14 protein-coding genes are annotated in these 16317 nt (G+C 72.5%); 9 read left to right on the forward strand and 5 right to left on the reverse strand.

The features are described 5' to 3' along the window. From ABZ815_RS48120 to ABZ815_RS48130, 3 genes are all read right to left on the reverse strand, one after another. Nucleotides 1-627 (reverse strand): SurA N-terminal domain-containing protein, encoded by a 627-nt coding sequence (locus ABZ815_RS48120; RefSeq protein ID WP_357708875.1) that lies wholly within the window; start codon nt 625-627, stop codon nt 1-3. After that, nucleotides 624-4124 carry a transcription-repair coupling factor gene (gene mfd / locus ABZ815_RS48125; RefSeq protein ID WP_357708842.1) on the reverse strand — a complete coding sequence of 1167 codons (3501 nt, stop codon included), beginning with the start codon at nt 4122-4124 and terminating at the stop codon, nt 624-626. Before mfd ends, ABZ815_RS48120 begins: the two co-directional genes overlap by 4 nt. Before the next feature lie 75 nt (nt 4125-4199). Beyond that, nucleotides 4200-4571 (reverse strand): signal peptidase I, encoded by a 372-nt coding sequence (locus tag ABZ815_RS48130; protein WP_357708844.1) that lies wholly within the window; start codon nt 4569-4571, stop codon nt 4200-4202. Nucleotides 4572-4633: 62 nt separating this feature from the next. On the opposite strand from ABZ815_RS48130, the gene ABZ815_RS48135 reads away from it, so the two are divergent. From ABZ815_RS48135 to ABZ815_RS48145, 3 genes are read left to right on the forward strand one after another with little or no spacing between them, the layout of a single operon-like run. Beyond that, the gene (locus ABZ815_RS48135; protein WP_357708846.1) at nt 4634-5353 is read left to right on the forward strand and encodes a methyltransferase domain-containing protein; all 720 of its coding nucleotides are present in this window, start codon (nt 4634-4636) and stop codon (nt 5351-5353) included. 59 nt (nt 5354-5412) lie between these two features. After that, nucleotides 5413-6639, forward strand: coding sequence for an adenylyl-sulfate kinase (gene cysC, locus ABZ815_RS48140; protein WP_357708848.1), 1227 nt, complete (start codon nt 5413-5415; stop codon nt 6637-6639). Next, nucleotides 6627-7529 (forward strand): sulfite exporter TauE/SafE family protein, encoded by a 903-nt coding sequence (locus ABZ815_RS48145; RefSeq protein ID WP_357708850.1) that lies wholly within the window; start codon nt 6627-6629, stop codon nt 7527-7529. Before cysC ends, ABZ815_RS48145 begins: the two co-directional genes overlap by 13 nt. An 11-nt stretch (nt 7530-7540) precedes the next feature. On the opposite strand, the gene ABZ815_RS48150 is transcribed toward ABZ815_RS48145, so the two are convergent. After that, on the reverse strand, nt 7541-8560 hold the full coding sequence (locus tag ABZ815_RS48150; protein WP_357708853.1) for a hypothetical protein: 1020 nt from the start codon (nt 8558-8560) through the stop codon (nt 7541-7543). A 356-nt stretch (nt 8561-8916) separates the two neighbouring features. On the opposite strand from ABZ815_RS48150, the gene ABZ815_RS48155 reads away from it, so the two are divergent. Genes ABZ815_RS48155 through ABZ815_RS48180 form a run of 6 tightly spaced genes read left to right on the forward strand, consistent with a single transcriptional unit; the run spans nt 8917 to nt 15367 of the window. Next, nucleotides 8917-10233, forward strand: coding sequence for a Wzz/FepE/Etk N-terminal domain-containing protein (locus tag ABZ815_RS48155; protein WP_357708855.1), 1317 nt, complete (start codon nt 8917-8919; stop codon nt 10231-10233). Further along, nucleotides 10230-11495: a hypothetical protein gene (locus ABZ815_RS48160; RefSeq protein ID WP_357708857.1), complete on the forward strand. Its 1266-nt coding sequence runs from the start codon at nt 10230-10232 to the stop codon at nt 11493-11495. Before ABZ815_RS48155 ends, ABZ815_RS48160 begins: the two co-directional genes overlap by 4 nt. Next, nucleotides 11492-12388, forward strand: a complete 897-nt coding sequence (locus ABZ815_RS48165) for a hypothetical protein (protein ID WP_357708859.1) — start codon at nt 11492-11494, stop codon at nt 12386-12388. Before ABZ815_RS48160 ends, ABZ815_RS48165 begins: the two co-directional genes overlap by 4 nt. Next, nucleotides 12385-13239 (forward strand): sulfotransferase domain-containing protein, encoded by an 855-nt coding sequence (locus ABZ815_RS48170; RefSeq protein WP_357708861.1) that lies wholly within the window; start codon nt 12385-12387, stop codon nt 13237-13239. The genes ABZ815_RS48165 and ABZ815_RS48170 overlap by 4 nt, the downstream gene beginning before the upstream one ends. Next, the gene (locus ABZ815_RS48175; RefSeq protein ID WP_357708863.1) at nt 13227-14480 is read left to right on the forward strand and encodes a polysaccharide biosynthesis C-terminal domain-containing protein; all 1254 of its coding nucleotides are present in this window, start codon (nt 13227-13229) and stop codon (nt 14478-14480) included. Before ABZ815_RS48170 ends, ABZ815_RS48175 begins: the two co-directional genes overlap by 13 nt. After that, complete coding sequence (locus ABZ815_RS48180; protein WP_357708865.1) at nt 14477-15367, forward strand: sulfotransferase; 891 nt, start codon at nt 14477-14479, stop codon at nt 15365-15367. Before ABZ815_RS48175 ends, ABZ815_RS48180 begins: the two co-directional genes overlap by 4 nt. Here ABZ815_RS48180 and ABZ815_RS48185 read toward each other — a convergent pair. After that, the gene (locus tag ABZ815_RS48185) at nt 15357-16106 is read right to left on the reverse strand and encodes a WecB/TagA/CpsF family glycosyltransferase (protein ID WP_357708868.1); all 750 of its coding nucleotides are present in this window, start codon (nt 16104-16106) and stop codon (nt 15357-15359) included. The genes ABZ815_RS48180 and ABZ815_RS48185 overlap by 11 nt on opposite strands. Nucleotides 16107-16317: the final 211 nt, after the last annotated feature.

Below are 16317 nucleotides of genomic sequence, written 5' to 3' on the forward strand. Positions count from 1 at the left end.
CTAGCCCTGCTGCGGCTGCTGCTGCGCCTGCTGGGAGGACTTGCCGAACCGGCCCGGGTCGACGAAGCCCTGCTGGGTGAACTCGCCGTAACGCGGGCTGTAGATCGGCTTGATGCTCGTCAGCTCCTTGACGAACTTCTCCTGGGCCGCCTGGTCCTGGGCGTTGCCGAGCTGGTTGCGCACCTTGACCGCGCCCAGCTCCGCACGCAGGTAGCCGCGCGCGTCGGCCGGGCTGACGCCCCTGGCGATGAGGTTGATCTCGGGCGACTGGTACTGGCCCGGGTCCTTGAGCGCGGCGTCGATCTCGCCCTCGCTGACCTGCACGTTGTGCTTGGCCGCGAGCTGCCTGAACGCGCTCTCGTTCGCCATCCGGTAGAGCACGAACTGGGTGACGGGCACCCCGAGCTGCTCGGCCGAGACGTTGGCGCGCTTGAGCGCGGTCTCGTACTCCTGAACGTTCCTGGTCAGGTCGCGGGCCGAGATGCGCTCGCTCCCGACCACGGCCGCTGCTCCGGCCTCCATGGGCGAAGAGCAGGCGGTCAGCGCGGCGAGTCCTACCGCGCCGGCGGCCACAGCCACTCGAATCGACTTCACATGCGTCCCTTTCCGAACAAAAACCGCGCTCAGCTTACCCGCGCGGGCTCAAGAAACATCGCCTCGACCAGGTCGCCGCACCATTTGAGCAGATCGAGGTCGCGCAACGGCTGCCCGCCCAGCGGCTTGGTCTTGGGAACCGGCACGAGCAGGGTCTCGGCCGCCTGCTTGTAGATGGCCTTCTTGTACAGCCGGTCGAGCCTGACCTGCTGCGACTCCCGCAGCCGCGCCGGGCCGAACTTGATGTTCTGCCCCTGCAGCGTGACGTCGGTGAGCCCGGCCGCCCGCGCCCTGATCCGGAAGCGGGCCACCTCCAGCAGGTTCTCCACCTCCACCGGCGGCTTGCCGTAGCGGTCGGTGAGCTCCTCGCGCACCTCGTCGATGTGGATCGGCGCGACGATGGCCGCGATCCGCTTGTACGCCTCCAGCCGCAGCCGCTCGGAGGTGACGTAGTCGTGCGGGATGTGGGCGTTGATGGGCAGTTCGACCTTGACGTCCTGCTGCTCCTCCTGGACCTCGGCCCCGGACAGCTTGGCCTTCTGCTCCTGCACGGCCTCGGACATCAGGCGCACGTAGAGGTCGAAGCCGACGCCCGCGATGAAGCCCGACTGCTCGGCGCCCAGCACGTTGCCCGCGCCGCGGATCTCCAGGTCCTTCATCGCGACGTACATGCCCGCGCCCATCTCGGTGTGCTGGGAGATGGTGGCCAGGCGCTCGTGGGCGGTCTCGGTCAGCGGCTTCTCGGGCGGGTAGAGGAAGTAGGCGTAACCGCGTTCCCTGCCTCGCCCGACCCGGCCCCTGAGCTGGTGGAGCTGCGACAGGCCGTAGTTGTCGGCCCGGTCGACGATGAGCGTGTTGGCGTTGGGCACGTCGAGGCCGGACTCGACGATCGTGGTGGAGACGAGCAGGTCGTACTCGCGTTCCCAGAAGCCGACCATGATCTTTTCGAGCTGGTGCTCGTTCATCTGGCCGTGGGCCACCGCGATGCGCGCCTCGGGGACCAGCTCGCGCAGCCGCGCCGCCACCCGGTTGATGGAGGCCACCCGGTTGTGCACGAAGAAGATCTGGCCGTCGCGCATCAGCTCGCGCCGGATCGCCGCCCCGATCTGCTTCTCCTCGTACGGCCCCACGAACGTGAGGATCGGATGCCGCTCCTCAGGCGGGGTGAGGATCGTGGACATCTCGCGGATGCCGGTCAGGCCCATCTCCAGCGTGCGCGGGATCGGCGTGGCCGACATGGCCAGCACGTCGACCTGCGTGCGCAGATGCTTCATGGCCTCCTTGTGCTCGACGCCGAACCGCTGCTCCTCGTCGATGATGATCAGCCCGAGGTCCTTGAACCTGACCTCCGGGCTGAGCAGCCGGTGGGTGCCGATGACGACGTCGACCGCGCCCGACCTGAGCCCCTCCATCGTGCCCTTGACCTCGCCGTCGCTCTGGAAGCGCGAGATCGGCCTGATCGCGATGGGGAAGCTGGAGAAGCGCTCGGTGAAGGTGGACAGGTGCTGCTGCACCAGCAGCGTGGTCGGCACCAGCACGGCCACCTGCTTGCCGTCCTGGACGGCCTTGAACGCCGCCCGCACCGCGATCTCGGTCTTGCCGTAGCCGACGTCGCCGCAGATCAGCCGGTCCATCGGGACGCCGCGCTCCATGTCGCGCTTGACCTCGTCGATGGCTTCGAGCTGGTCGCCGGTCTCGGCGTAGGGGAAGGCGTCCTCCATCTCGCGCTGCCACGGCGTGTCGGCGCCGAAGGCGTGGCCCGGCGAGGCCATGCGGGCCGAGTAGAGCCTGATCAGCTCGCCGGCGATCTCCTTGACCGCCTTCTTGGCCCTGGACTTGGCCTTGGCCCAGTCGGCGCCGCCCATGCGGTTGAGCGTGGGCGCCTCGCCGCCGACGTAGCGGGTGACCTCGTCGAGCTGGTCGGTGGGCACGTAGAGGCGGTCGCCCTTGGCGTACTCGATGACCAGGTACTCGCGGGTCGCGCCCTGGACCGTGCGCTGGACCATCTCGACGTAGCGGCCGACGCCGTGCTGCTCGTGCACGACGTGGTCGCCGACCTTGAGCTGGAGCGGGTCGACCATGTTGCGGCGGCGCGAGGGCAGCCGGCGCATGTCCTTGGTGGACGCCTTCTGGCCCACCAGGTCGAGGTGGGTGAGCACGGCCAGGCGCGGCGTGATGAACCCGTGCTCGATCAGGCCGGTCGAGACGTGCACGACCTTGGGCTCGGGCGCCTTGTCCAGGTAACGCTGGAGCCTGGCGGGCACGTCGACGCCCTTGAGCAGCTCGACCATGCGCTCGGCCGGCCCGTGGCCCTCGCTGAGCAGCACGACCGCCTTGTCCTCGGCCAGCCAGCCCTTGATGTCGCCCAGCGCCTTGGCGGTGTCGCCCCGGTACGCCTCGGAGTCCTGCGCGTCGAGCTCGACGCCGTTGCCGAAGGGCGCCATCGTCCACCACGGCTGGCCCAGCGAGTCGGCGTGGCCGCGGATGTCCTCCAGCGTGCGGAAGGCTGCCGCGCCCAGGTCGATCGGCGCCTCGCCGCCGGCCGCCGCGTTGATCCAGGACGCCTCCAGGAACTCCTGCGAGGTGCGTACAAGCTCTTCGGCCCGGCCCCTGATGCGCTCGGGGTCGCACACGAACACCGCCGACCTGATCGGCAGGTGGTCGAGCAGCAGGTCCATCTCCCCCGCCAGCACGGGCGCGAACGCCTCCATGCCCTCGACCGGCAGGCCCTCGGCGAGCTGGTCGAGCACCTCGGCGAGCGCCGGGTGCTCCTGGGCCAGCTCCCGCGCCCGCGCCCTGACCTCGCCGGTCAGCAGCAGCTCGCGGCACGGCGGCGCGAACAGGCCGTCCTCGGCCGCCTCCAGCGAGCGCTGGTCGGCCACCTTGAACCAGCGGATCTCCTCGACGGTGTCGCCCCAGAACTCCAGCCGCAGCGGATGCTCCTCGGTGGGCGGGAACACGTCGAGCAGCCCGCCGCGCACGGCCACCTCGCCGCGCTTCTCCACCATGTCGACCCGGTGGTAACCGTTGGTGACCAGCCGCTCGACCACCGCGTCGAGGTCGGCGTCGTCGCCCGCCCTCAGCCTGATGGGCTCCAGGTCGCCGAGCCCCTTGACGATCGGCTGGAGCAGCGCCCTGACCGGGGCGACCACCACGCCGAGCGGGCCGGCGGCGGTGTCGCCCTTGACCGGGTGCGCCAGCCTGCGCAGCACGGCCAGGCGCTGACCCACGGTGTCGCTGCGCGGCGAGAGCCGCTCGTGCGGCAGCGTCTCCCAGGCCGGGAACACCGCGACCGAGCTGGGTTCGACGAGGCTGGTCAGCGCCGCCGCGAGGTCTTCGGCCTCACGCCCGGTGGCGGTGACGGCCAGCACGGTGCGCTGATCGTGCGCGGCCAGCGCGGCCACGCCGAACGGCCGCAGCGCCGAGGGCGCGATCAGTGAGACGTCGCCGCCCTCTTCGAGCGCGGCGGTCAGCTTCGGGTCGGCCCCGGCCCCCAGGGCAACAAGGTCAAGCAGTCCGGAAAGACTCATCAGATACGCCCACAGCCCCACGACGGCAACACAACTACCCCCGGCCGGGTAAGGTCGCGGGGGTCTCCACCCAGCCTACTCGGGGTGCGGCACCCGGTAACCGGGGACCGACGGCCAGCGTACGGTGAGCACCACCGACTCCTCCTCGGCGACCCACGAGTGGTCCACGCCCTTGCCCCACACCACATAGTCGCCGCGCTCGGCCAGCAGCACGCTGCGCCCCGGCAGCTCCACCCGGAACCGGCCGCTGATCAGGACGAGCAGGGCGGTGCGCTGCTCACCCCTGACCCACTGGGCACGCTCGTCGCCCGCCGGGTGCACACCCCACTTGATCTCGACTTCTTCACTGTGCCGTGGGTCGCCGAGGGGTTTGAAGTGACCGAGCAGCCAGCCGCGGTCGCCCGCGGCGTCGATGTCGGCGTTCCCCACGTAAACCTGCTCGTCCACGGGGCAGGACGCTAGCAGGGAAGTGCGTAACCGAGACCGCTCGATTGATTACTGTAGGTGACATGTCTGAGGTGCGATCAGTCGCCCAGCGAGGCGACATCTTCGGTCAACGGATCCGCGAGCACTGGGCCGGGCGGTTCAGCCGGCGGCTCGACCTGCTCGTCGCGGGGTGCGCCCACGACGAGCCGCTCGACGTGGAACCGCTGGAGGCCAGGGCCACGGGCGCCGACGAGGACCACCCGGTCATCAGAGACGTCGTGGAGGAGCGCGCCGACCTGGTGGCCTGGTCGCTCGGCGACCTGCGCTGCGTGCCGCTCCAGCACCGCGCCTACGACGTGATCCACCTGTCCTTCCTGCTCGAACGCGTCCAGCACGCCGAGCTGGTGTTCGACCGCCTGCTCCAGTCGCTGCGCCCGGGCGGCCTGGTGCTGCTGCGCATGCGCGACAGGAAGTCGGCCTACGGGGTGCTCGACCGGCTCACGCCGTCGTGGCTGCGTCGGCTGCTGTGGCGCGCGCTCGTCACCCCCGGCACGCCGGGTCCGCTGCCCGTCGTCTACGAGCCGCTGGCCTCCAGCGACGGCATGCACGCCTTCTGTCTCAGCCGCGGCCTGATGATCATCGACGACGAGCGCCGGATCAGCGGCCCGGCCCGCGCCGGCCGGCTCGGCTCCGCCGCCGTCAGGCTGGTCGACCGGCTGAGCGGCGGGCGCTACACCGCCTCCCACGACGAGATCACCATGGTGATCAGGAAGCCGCAACATCACTTCGCCCGCCTGCTCTAGCGACACGGCCCCATGAGTGAGTAGACTCCTTTCCTACCAATTCAATCGGAATAGTTGGGATGTCGGAAACCGTGGAGTGGACCCCGGACGCGCACGAGCTGGCCGACCTTGAGCTGCTGCTGTCCGGGGCGTTCGAGCCACTGACCGGCTTCCTGGGCCACGACGACGTGCACGCCGTGCACGAGCGCGGCACGCTCGCCGACGGCACTCCGTGGCCCGCGCCCGTCACCCTCCACCTTCCCGCCGAGGTCTCGCCCGGCGACGAGGTGCGGCTGCTCGACCCCGAGGGCCTGCCACTGGCCGTGCTCACCGTGGCCGCGCGCGAGGCCGACGGCCTGACCTCGGGCCCGCTCAAGGCGCTCGGCACGCCCGAGCACGGCCCGTTCGCCCGGCTGCGCCGCACTCCCGCCGAGGTCAGGGCCGAGCTCGGCGGCCGGCCCGCGCTGGCCGTCACCATGCGCGGGCCGCTCGACGACCTCACCGAGATCACCGCCACCGCCAAGGAGCTCGACGCGGTGATCGTGCTGCTCCCCCTCGCGTACGGCGAGGCGGGCCCCGGGGTCGTCCGCGCCGCGCTCCGCGCCGGGGAACGCCTGCCCGAGGGCACCCTCGTGGTCCCCGTCCCGCTGGCGCCGCGGGCGGAGCCGGAGATCGACCTCGAACTGCGCGAGCACGTCGCCACCGCCTACGGCGCGACCGAGCACTACGCGGGCCCCGAGCCCGTCACGCTGCCCGGCCCGCCCCACCGCCGCGGCCTGGTCGTCTTCTTCACCGGCCTGTCCGGCTCGGGCAAGTCCACCATCGCCCGCGGCCTGCGCGACGCGCTGCTGGAGCTCGGCACCCGCACGGTCACCTACCTCGACGGCGACGTCGTGCGCCACCTGCTGTCCAAGGGCCTGACCTTCTCCAAGGCCGACCGCGACCTGAACATCCGGCGCATCGGCTTCGTCGCCGCCGAGACCGCCCGCCACGGCGGCCTGGCGATCTGCGCCCCCATCGCCCCCTACGCGGCCACCCGCGAGGAGGTGCGCGAGGGCGTCGAGTCCGTCGGGGCCGACTTCCTGCTCGTGCACGTCGCCACGCCGCTGGAGGAGTGCGAGCGGCGCGACCGCAAGGGCCTGTACGCCAAGGCCCGAGCCGGCCTGATCCCCGAGTTCACCGGCGTCTCCGACCCGTACGAGGAGCCGGACGACGCCGACCTGGTGATCGACACCACGCACATCTCGATCGAGGCGGCCGTCTCCCAGGTCCTGGGGGCGCTGCGGTCCGGAGGATGGGTACGTTGATCGACTTCGCGCTGGTAGCCGGGTCCTTCGTCGTCGCCGTCGTCGTCGGTCTGACCGGCATGGGCGGCGGGGCGCTGATGACCCCGATGATGATGTTGTTCTTCAACGTCCCGCCGCTGGCCGCGGTCTCCAGCGACCTGGTCGCCTCGGCGGTGATGAAGCCGGTCGGCAGCGTCGTCCACCTGCGGCGCGGCACGGTCAACCTGCGGCTGGTGGGCTGGCTGTGCGCGGGGTCGGTGCCGGCCGCGTTCTGCGGGGTGTTCCTGGCCCGCGCGTTCGCCGTCACCGACGCGGTCAAGTACGCGCTGGGCGTGGCGCTGCTGCTGGCCGTCGCGGGCATGGCGGTCAAGGGCTGGCTCGGCGCGAGGGGCGGCTCGTCGAGCGCCCACGACATCGTCGTGCGCCCAATTCCGACCCTACTGGTCGGTACGGTAGGCGGGCTCGTGGTGGGCATCTCGTCCGTAGGTTCAGGTTCGCTGATCATCGTGGCCCTGCTCGTGCTCTATCCGGCGCTCAAGGCCAACCAGCTCGTCGGCACCGATCTCGTGCAGGCCGTGCCTCTGGTCGCGTCGGCCGCGCTCGGCCACCTGCTGTTCGGCGACTTCAAGCTGGAGCTCACGCTCTCGCTGCTCGTCGGCTCGATCCCCGGCGTCTACCTCGGCGCGCGGATCTCCTCACGCGCTCCGGGCGGCCTGATCAGGGCCCTGCTGGCGATCGTGCTGCTCGCCTCCGCGCTCAAGCTCCTGGACGTCGGCAACGCCCTCACCGCCTGGCTCCTCGTCACCGCCTGCGCGGTCACGTTCGCCGGCTGGCGGCTGCGCGGCGGCCTGCTCGCCCGGCGCGGCGACGCGAACGCGGCCGTCGGGCGGCCCCTGGAGGCGCGGCGCTAGAAGGCGCGGCGTCAGGGCCGCGGCACGCGGGTCGAGCGGAAGTAGCGGTCGCGGGCGAGCTGGGTGAAGGCGCGGGCCGCGCCCGGATCGGAGTCGAAGCTCGTGTTGCCGCGCGGCGCCCGCGGCGAGTCGAAGTACAGCAACGCCTTGATCTGCGGATACCGCTTGATCTGTCTCAGCACCGACTCGAAGAACCGCCGTTTGAAGGCCCGGTCGGCCGGCCGCTCGAACACCCCCCACTCGGCCACCATGACCGGCTTGCCGGGGAAGCGGGCCTGCATCCACCGGTAGAACCCCGGCCACTGCCCGTACTCCTTGCGGGTCTTGTTCACCAGCCCGTCGAAGTCGTGCACCCGGTCGTCGGCGTACGGGTCCATGGCCACCCAGTCCACCACGTCGTCGCCCGGATAGAGGTCCTCGAACCAGGGCTTGGCCGCCCAGTTGGGCGCCCCCATGTACGTCATGACCGTCACGGCGTTCTTCACCCCCTGCGCGCGCAGCCGGAGCACGACGTGCCGGTACATCGCCGCGTAGTCGGTGGCCTGCATGCCCGACCCCGAGCGGGCGTTCACGTCGTTCTCCGGCTCGTGGTGGAGGGTGAGGAAGAAACGTTCGGGGAAGGTGCGCCTGAGGTAGGCGGCCAGGCGGTCGATGCGGCGGTCGAGCGCGCCGTCGGCGATCTCGGCCCAGGTGCGGTCGAACGACGGCTTCCAGTTGATCATGAGCAGCCTGGGCCGGCCGGGGTCGCGGGCCAGGCCGATCTCCTGCGGGGTGGGGAACAGCTCGCTGCCGCGATGGTAGACGTGCAGCACGTCGGCGCCGGCGCCCATGCGGGACTCGGCCCCGCGCAGCGCCTCGGCCACGGGAGCGCCGGTGAAGACCTCGGGCGCCACGCCCCACCAGGCGCCGCAGGAGGGGATGAGCCTGGCGGTGACCGCGCAGGAGGGCGCGCCGGCCAGCTCGGCCGTGCTGGTGTCGACCCGGGCGGGCGCGCCCTCGGCCGTCGAGCAGGCGGCCGGGAGGGCGAGCACCGCGCAGATAAATGCGGTTTTCGTCGCGAAAGTCGCGAAATGAGAAAAGCCCCGAATCTGCAACGCCTTCCAACCCCCTTGTCGACGGACCCCGCCTGTCAAACCTGAACCTTGCCATGCCATTCCTCGAACTTCAGCCAGTGTGCTCGTCTGCCCAGCTCAAGGCACCTGTCCATCCACCCAGCTTTTTGCGAAATATCCTTTCAAAAATGGGCATCTTGGCGGCCGTACCGGAAAAAATCTTCAGTATTCGACTTGGGTAATATCCGTCCGGCCTATAGTGGGCGCACACTGCGGCAAGTGACGCAGCGTTGCCCACTCGCGACAGCGCGCATCCCCTCCAGGAGACCGTCCCCATGAGCCCGTCGCCGGATCTCCAGGCGCGCCGCCCGCCGGGCGCCGACCTGGACGAGCACCTCTCGCTGCTGCGCAGGCGCTGGCTGCTCCTCGTCGGTTGCGTGGTGGTCGGCGGCACCGCCGGGCTCGCCCTGATGCGGGCCACCCCGCCGGCCTACACCGCGATCACCCAGGTCCTGGTCACGTCCGTCGACGGCCAGGACCAGAGCAACCAGGTGAGCAACCGGCAGCGGGAGCCGCTCAACCTCGACACCGAGGCCCAGATCGCCCAGTCGGCGGTGGTCTCGGCCCGGGTCGCCCAGACTCTGCGGATCACGGCGCCCCGGCCGGTCGAGGTCTCCGTGCCGCCCAACTCCGCGGTGTTGTGGATCTCCGTGACCGACGCCGACCCCGTGGCTGCCGCCGCTCAGTCCCGGGCCTACGCCGACGCGTACCTGGCCAACAGGCGCGAGAGCGCGAAGGCCGCGATGGCCGAACGGCAGCAGGCGGTGCTGGCCAAGCTCAAGCAGGTCGACACGGGCCTCGACGCGGCCATCAAAGAGGTCGGCCGGCTGCCCAAGGGCAGCGCCGAGCACGCCATCGCCACCCAGCGCCAGAGCGTGCTCAACCGGCAGGCCGCCAGCCTGACGCTCAAGTACGACGCGCTGCGCACGATCGCGGTGACCCCCGGCTCGGTCATCAGCGAGGCGCTGCCGCCGACCCGGCCCAGCTCGCCCAGCCTGCCGCTCTTCCTCGGCACCGGCCTGATGGCCGGCCTGCTGCTCGGCGCGGCGGCGGCCTACACCCGCGACCGGCTCGACACCCGGCTGCGCACGGCCGCCGACGTCGAGCGGCTGACCGGGCTGCCCGTGCTGACCGACCTGTCGGCCTCCCGCGAGCACGGCGTGCTGCACGAGCTGGCCTGCGCCGTGGTCGCGGCCTGCCCGGGCCAGCGGCTGCTGGTCCGGTCGCTGCCCCCCGACCTCTACGCCTCCTCACTGGCCGAGCCGCTGGCCATCAGCGCGCCGCTGTCGGTGCTCGACGGCTCCGACGTCCGTGACCTGGCCAGGGCCGACGCGGCGCTGCTGCTGGTCGGGCTGGGCCGGGTCAGCGCGCCCGAGGTGACGGCGGCCGCCCGCCATCTGGAGCGGCACGACGTGCCGATCGTCGGCGTGGTGACGGCCACCGACGCGGTGCCGGAGTTCGTCCCGCTGCTGGAGCCGCGTACCCACACCTCGCTCGGCAAGCTCGTCGCCACCGGCGAGCTGGAGGTGAGCCTGGCGGCCGAGACCACGCCCATGCCGTCGTTCCACCACCGGCAACGCAAGCAGACGTGACAGGACCAGCCTGGCCGATCGCGGCGCTCCTGCTCGGCTACCCGGTCTGGTGGGCGCTGGGGTTCGGCGGCCTGTCGGTGATCGTGCTGGCCGCGCCGATGGCCGTGATCCTGTGGCGGCGCCGGCCGGTCCGGGTGCCCCACGGGTTCGGCCTGTGGCTGCTGCTGCTCGCCGGCTACCTGCTGAGCGCGATGATGCTGGACGAGCTGCCGCCCGGCACGTACGGCGAGTTCAGCTCCGGCCGCCTGATCGGCTGGGCCATGCGCCTGGCCCTGTACGTGTCCGTCCTGGTCATGGTGCTCTACCTGGGCAACCTGACCGAGCGCGAGCTGCCGCAACTGCGCCTGGTGCGCTGGCTCGGCGTGCTGTTCCTCACGACGGTCGCCGGCGGCCTGCTCGGCATGGTCTTCCCGCACTTCGGCTTCACCTCGCCGGTGGAGATGCTGCTGCCCGGCTGGATCAGCGAGAACTCCTTCGTCCAGAACCTCATCCATCCCACGGCCGCCCAGACCCAGAAGGTGCTCGGCTACTCCGCGCCCAGGCCGGAGGCGCCCTTCGAATGGGCCAACGCGTGGGGCAGCAACGCGTCGGTGCTGCTGATCTGGTTCGTCGTCGGGTGGTGGACGTACGGCGGGCGGGGACGCCGGGTGCTGGCGGTCCTGGTGATCGCGCTGGCCGCGGTCCCGGTCGTGTACTCGCTCAACCGCGGCCTGTGGATCGGGCTGGGGCTGGCGGTGGCGTACCTGATCGTGCGGGTGGCGGGCCGTACCAGGGTCGCGCTGTGCGGGGCGGTGGCCGCCGGGCTGGTGGTGTTCGCGCTCAGCCCGCTGGCCTCGGTGTTCGCCCAACGGCTGGACAAACCGCACTCCAACGACGTCAGGGCCTTCACCATGACCGCCACGGTCGCCGCGGCCCGTCACTCGCCGGTCATCGGCTACGGCAACACCCGCAACTCGCTCGGCAACCACCGCTCGATCACCACCGGCAAGACCCAGTGGTGCGCGGCCTGCGGGCACCCGCCGCTCGGCAGCGACGGGCAGCTCTGGCTGCTGCTGATCACCCAGGGCTTCACCGGGGCCGCCCTCTACGTGGCCTTCTTCCTCGGCGCCATCCGCCGCCACTGGGCCGACCGCTCCCCGATCGGGCTGGCCGGGGTGCTGGTGATGGGTCTCGTGCTGCTCTACATGTTCGTCTACGACGGCCTGGTGACGCCGCTGAGCCTCTATCTCATCTCGTTCGCCCTGCTGTGGAGGAACGCATGAAGGACGCCTCCGCGCGGCTCGGATACCTCCGCGAGACCGTGCGCCTGCTGTATCCGGGCACCGGGTCGCCGCGGCCGTACTCGGTGCTGCCGCACCGGGTGCTGCCCCGGCGGCTGGCCCCGCGGCGCTGGTGGCACGTGGGGGGCGCGGTCACCGTGCCGGTCGAGGACTCCATCGCGGCCTACCTGGGCGAGGTGTTCGACGCGCCCGTGGAGACCGTGCTCCACGTGCGTCCCGCGCTGCGGCCCAATCGCAAGCCCGTGCTGGAGGCCCGTACCGGGGGGCGGCTGCTGGCGTTCGTGAAGGTCGGTGACGGCCCGCTGGCCCGCGAGCTGGTCGGCCGCGAGGCGGCCGCGCTGCGCGGCCTGGCCGGGGCGCCGCTGAAGACCGTCGTCGTGCCCGACGTGCTGCACCACGGCGAGTGGCGCGGCCTGCCGGTGCTGGCGCTCTCGCCGCTGCCCGTACGGCGCGGCCGGGTGCCCCCGTCCCTGCTGCACGCCGCCGTCAAGGAGATCGCCGCCACCGGCGGCCCCTCGCCGGCCTGGCACGGCGACCTGTCCCCGTGGAACATCTGCCCGTCCGCCGACGGCCGGCTGCTCGTCTGGGACTGGGAGCGGTACGAGACCGGCGTGCTCTACGGCCTCGACGCCGTGCACCACTTCTTCCAGCGCGCGCTGCGCAGGATGGCCCCGCCCACGGCGGCCCGCGCCTGCGTGGCCAGGGCGGCCCGCGAGCTAGCCCCGCTCGGCCTGTCGCCGGCCGAGGCCAAGCGCACGGCGCTGCGCTACCTCATCGCGCTGGCCGACCGGCACGCCGCCGACGGCCACCACCCGCTCGGGCCGCCCGAGACCTGGCTCAACCCGGCCGTCGACCACGAGGAGCTGCTGCCATGAGGACGATGAAGCGGCCGGTGCTGTCCATCTCGCGTCTGGCGGGCCGGTTCACGTCCAGCGCGCGGGTGTTGCCGTCGTTCCTCATCGTGGGGGCGCAGCGGTGCGGCACGACCTCGCTCTACCGGGCGCTGGCCCAGCACCCGCTGCTGCTCAAGCCCGTCCTGCACAAGGGCGTCCACTACTTCGACGTCGGCTACGACCGGCCGATGGCCTGGTACCAGGCGCACTTCCCGCTGCGGGCGGGCGCGGCGCTGCTCGCCCACCGGTACGGCGGCCGGGCCCACGCGTTCGAGTCGTCCCCCTACTACCTGTTCCATCCGCTGGCCGGGGAGCGGATCGCCGCCGACCTGCCCGGGGTCAAGCTGATCGTCCTGGTCCGCGACCCGGTCGCGCGGGCCTCCTCCGCCCACGCCCACGAGCTGGCCAGGGGCTTCGAGTACGAGTCGCACTTCGAGTCCGCCCTGGAGCTGGAGGCCGAGCGGCTGGCCGGGGCGGAGGAGAGCCTGCGCGTGTCGCCGTTCGCCGAGCACCACTCCCACCGCCACCACGCGTACGTGGCCCGCGGCCGGTACGCCGACCAGCTCGACCGCCTCGAACCGCTCTTCGGCCGCGACCGTCTCCTGGTGCTCGACAGCCACCGGTTCTTCGCCGAGCCCGAGACCGCCTACGACCGCGTCCTGGAGTTCCTGACGGTGCCGCACCTGGGCTATCCGGCCTTCGAGCGGCACAACGGCAGGCCGCTGCCCCGGCCGGTGCCCCGCGTGCTGGAGCAGGCGCTCAGGGACCATTTCGAGCCCTACGACGCGCGGCTGACGCGCTGGCTGGGCGGTGAGCCGTCGTGGCGCCGGTGATGGTCCGGCGCGGGATCGCCGGGCTGACCGGGGCCGGGGTGAGCGCGCTGGCGCAGTTCCTGGTGGCCGTGGTGGTGACCAGGGCGTTCAGCCCGGCGCAGGCCGGGGCGTTCTTCAGCGTGACGGCCCTGGCCCTGATGGCGGCCGGCATCGCCAAGCTGGACGCCGGCAACGGGCTGGTGTACTTCATCGCGCGAGCCAAGACGTACGACTATCGCGGTATTTCTGGATATTTCCGGGCGGCCCTGGTGCCGTGCGCGCTCGCCGCCTGCGCGGCCGGCGTGCTGCTGGAACCGCGCATCGGGCTGCTGGCCTGGGCCCTGCCGGTCATCGTGCTCGGCGACGTCGCCCTGGCCGCCACCCGCGGGTTCGGCTCGATGCGGCCCACCGTTTTGCTGGACGGCGTGCTGCTGCCCGTCGCGCAGCTCGTGCTCGTCACCTGGGCGGCTCTCGCGCACGCGCCGCAATGGCTGCCGGCGGCCTGGGCGCTGCCCTTCCTGCCGCTGCTCGTCCTGGCCCTCGCCGGTCTGCGCGGACGGGCGCCGCGCACGCCGTACCTGCCGGGGACCGGGCGCGACCTGTGGCGTTACACCGCGCCGAGGTCCGTCGCCGGAGCCATCCAGGCCGTGTTCCAGCGGCTGGACATCGTGGTCGTCGCCTGGCTGGGCGGGCCGGCCCAGGCCGCCGTCTACACGGCCGCCACCCGGTTCCGGGTCGTCGGGCAGCTCGCCAACCAGGGGCTGGCGCAGGCCGTACAGGAGCGGCTGGTCCGGGCGCTGGCCGACAGGGAGCTGGGCCGGGCGCGCGAGCTGTACCAGGCCACCACGATCTGGCTGGTGCTGCTGACCTGGCCGGTGTGGCTGGGCTACGCCGTCCTCGCGCCGTGGCTGCTGCGCGTCTTCGGCCCCGCGTACGGCGCCGCCGCCCCCATCGCCCTCGTCCTGGCCGGGACGATGCTGGTGGCGACCGCCTGCGGCATGGTCGACGTCGTCCTGACCGCCGCCGGCCACACTCTGACCAGCCTGCTCAACCTCCTGGCCGCGATCACCTGCACGGCCACGCTCGACCTGGTCCTGATCCCCTCCCACGGCGCGTTCGGCGCGGTCGTCGGCTGGTCGGGCGGGGTGATCGTGAAGAACCTGCTCCCTTTGTGGCAGCTCCACCACCGCTACGGCCTGCGCCCGTTCGGCCGCCACACCCTGCCCGCCCTGCGCCCGCGCACCTGGGCGACGGCCGCGTGAACGCGCCCGTCCTGGTCACCGGCCTGCCGAGGAGCGGCACGAGCTGGGCCGGCAAGATGCTCACCGCCGGAGGCGGCCTGGTCTACGTCAACGAGCCGCTCAACCCGCAGCACCCGCCCGGCCGCTGCCCCGGTGTGCTGCGGGCCGAGGTCACCCACAGGTTCCAGTACATCTGCGACGACAACGCCACCGACTTCCTGCCCGCCTTCCGCGACACGGTCGCCCTGCGCTACCACTGGCTGCCCGAGCTGCGCGCCAACCACTCCCCCTACGACCTGGCCCGCCTGGCGCGGTACGGCACGGCGTTCGCGTTAGGCCGCCTGACCGGGCGCCGGGCGCTGCTGGACGACCCGTTCGCGGTGTTGTCGGCCGGGTGGTTCGCCCGGCGGCTGGGCTGCGCGGTGATCGTCCTGGTGCGCGATCCGGTGTCGTTCGCGGCGAGCTGGCGGCGGCTCGGCTGGCGGTTCGACGTCCGCGACCTGCTGGGCCAGCCGCTCCTCGTCCGCGACCATCCCGGGCTGCTGGACCTGCGTCCGCTGCTCGGCTGCGCCGACGACCTGGCCACGACCGCCGCCCTGTGGCGGGCCGCCCGGTCGGTGCTGGCCGCCACGCCCGGTGTCCTGGTCACCTCGTACGAGTCCCTGGCCGAAGACCCGGTCACCGGCTTCAAAGCCCTGTACGCCCACGCGGGGCTGCCCTGGACGCCGTCCGCCGAACGCCGGATCGTCCGGGCCTGCACCACGCCGTCCCGCCGGTCGGCGGCCTTCGCCTGGTCGGGCCTGTCGCGTACGGCCTTCCGCCCGATGGACTCCCGTCACGCCGTGGCCACCGCGGCCCGGGGGCTCACCGCGCAGGAGGCGGCCCGCGTCCGGGCGCTCACCGCCTGAGCCTGGTCAGCAGGCAGCCGGCGAGCAGGCGTACCGCGAAGGGGAGGTCGTCCACGAGGTAGCGCCGCGCCAGCCGTCCGGGCTCGCTCATCAGCCGGAACGCCCACTCCAGCCCGGCCCGGCGCATCCAGCGCGGCGCCCGCTGGACCGTCCCGGCGGCGAAGGCGATGGCCGCCCCGCAGCCCACGAACCACGCCTCGGGCAGCTCCTCGCGCAGCTCCGCGATGAGCAGGTCCTGCCGGGGGAAACCCAGCCCGACGAACACCAGGCGGGGACGCGCCGCGACCACCCTGCGCCGCACCCGCTCCCTCCCCTCGGCCGTGTCGTCGAAGCGGTACGGCGGCGCGTGCACCCCCGCCACCTTCAGCCCGGGACGGCAGCTCCTGAGCTCGTCGGCGGCCAGCTCGGCCACCCCCGGCGGCCCGCCGAGCAGGTAGACCGGCCAGCTCCGGGCCGCGGCCACCTCGCTGAGCGACCAGATCAGGTCGGCCCCGGTGACGCGCTCGGGCAGCGGGGTGCCGAGCAGCCGGGCCGCCCACACCAGCGGCATCCCGTCGGCCACCACGATGTCGGCCGAGCGCACGAGTTCCTGGAGGGCGGGGTCGCGGGCGACGGCCCGGCAGATGTCGACGTTGGGCGTCACGATGCGTCCGCCCCGGCCGGCCGCCGCCTCCGCGGCCACCCAGCGCACGACGTCGGCCTCGGAGACGACGTCCACGCCGACCCCGCCGACCTGCACCCGTTCCCTGACAGCGGCCGCCCCGCGACCGGCCGGGCCCCCGGAAGGCCGGGTGACCACGGAACCGGAACGCCGGGCCCTGCCGACACCGGCCTCGGGCCCCCGGGTCCGCGCGGACGCGGCTTCGGAGGCGTGGGTCCTGGCCGCCGCCGCCTCGGAGGCGTGGGGTCGCGCGGGTTCGGGGGCGGCGGTCCTGGCCGCCGCCGTGTCG

The organism is Nonomuraea sp. NPDC047529 (assembly GCF_040642995.1).
Taxonomy (GTDB): domain Bacteria; phylum Actinomycetota; class Actinomycetes; order Streptosporangiales; family Streptosporangiaceae; genus Nonomuraea.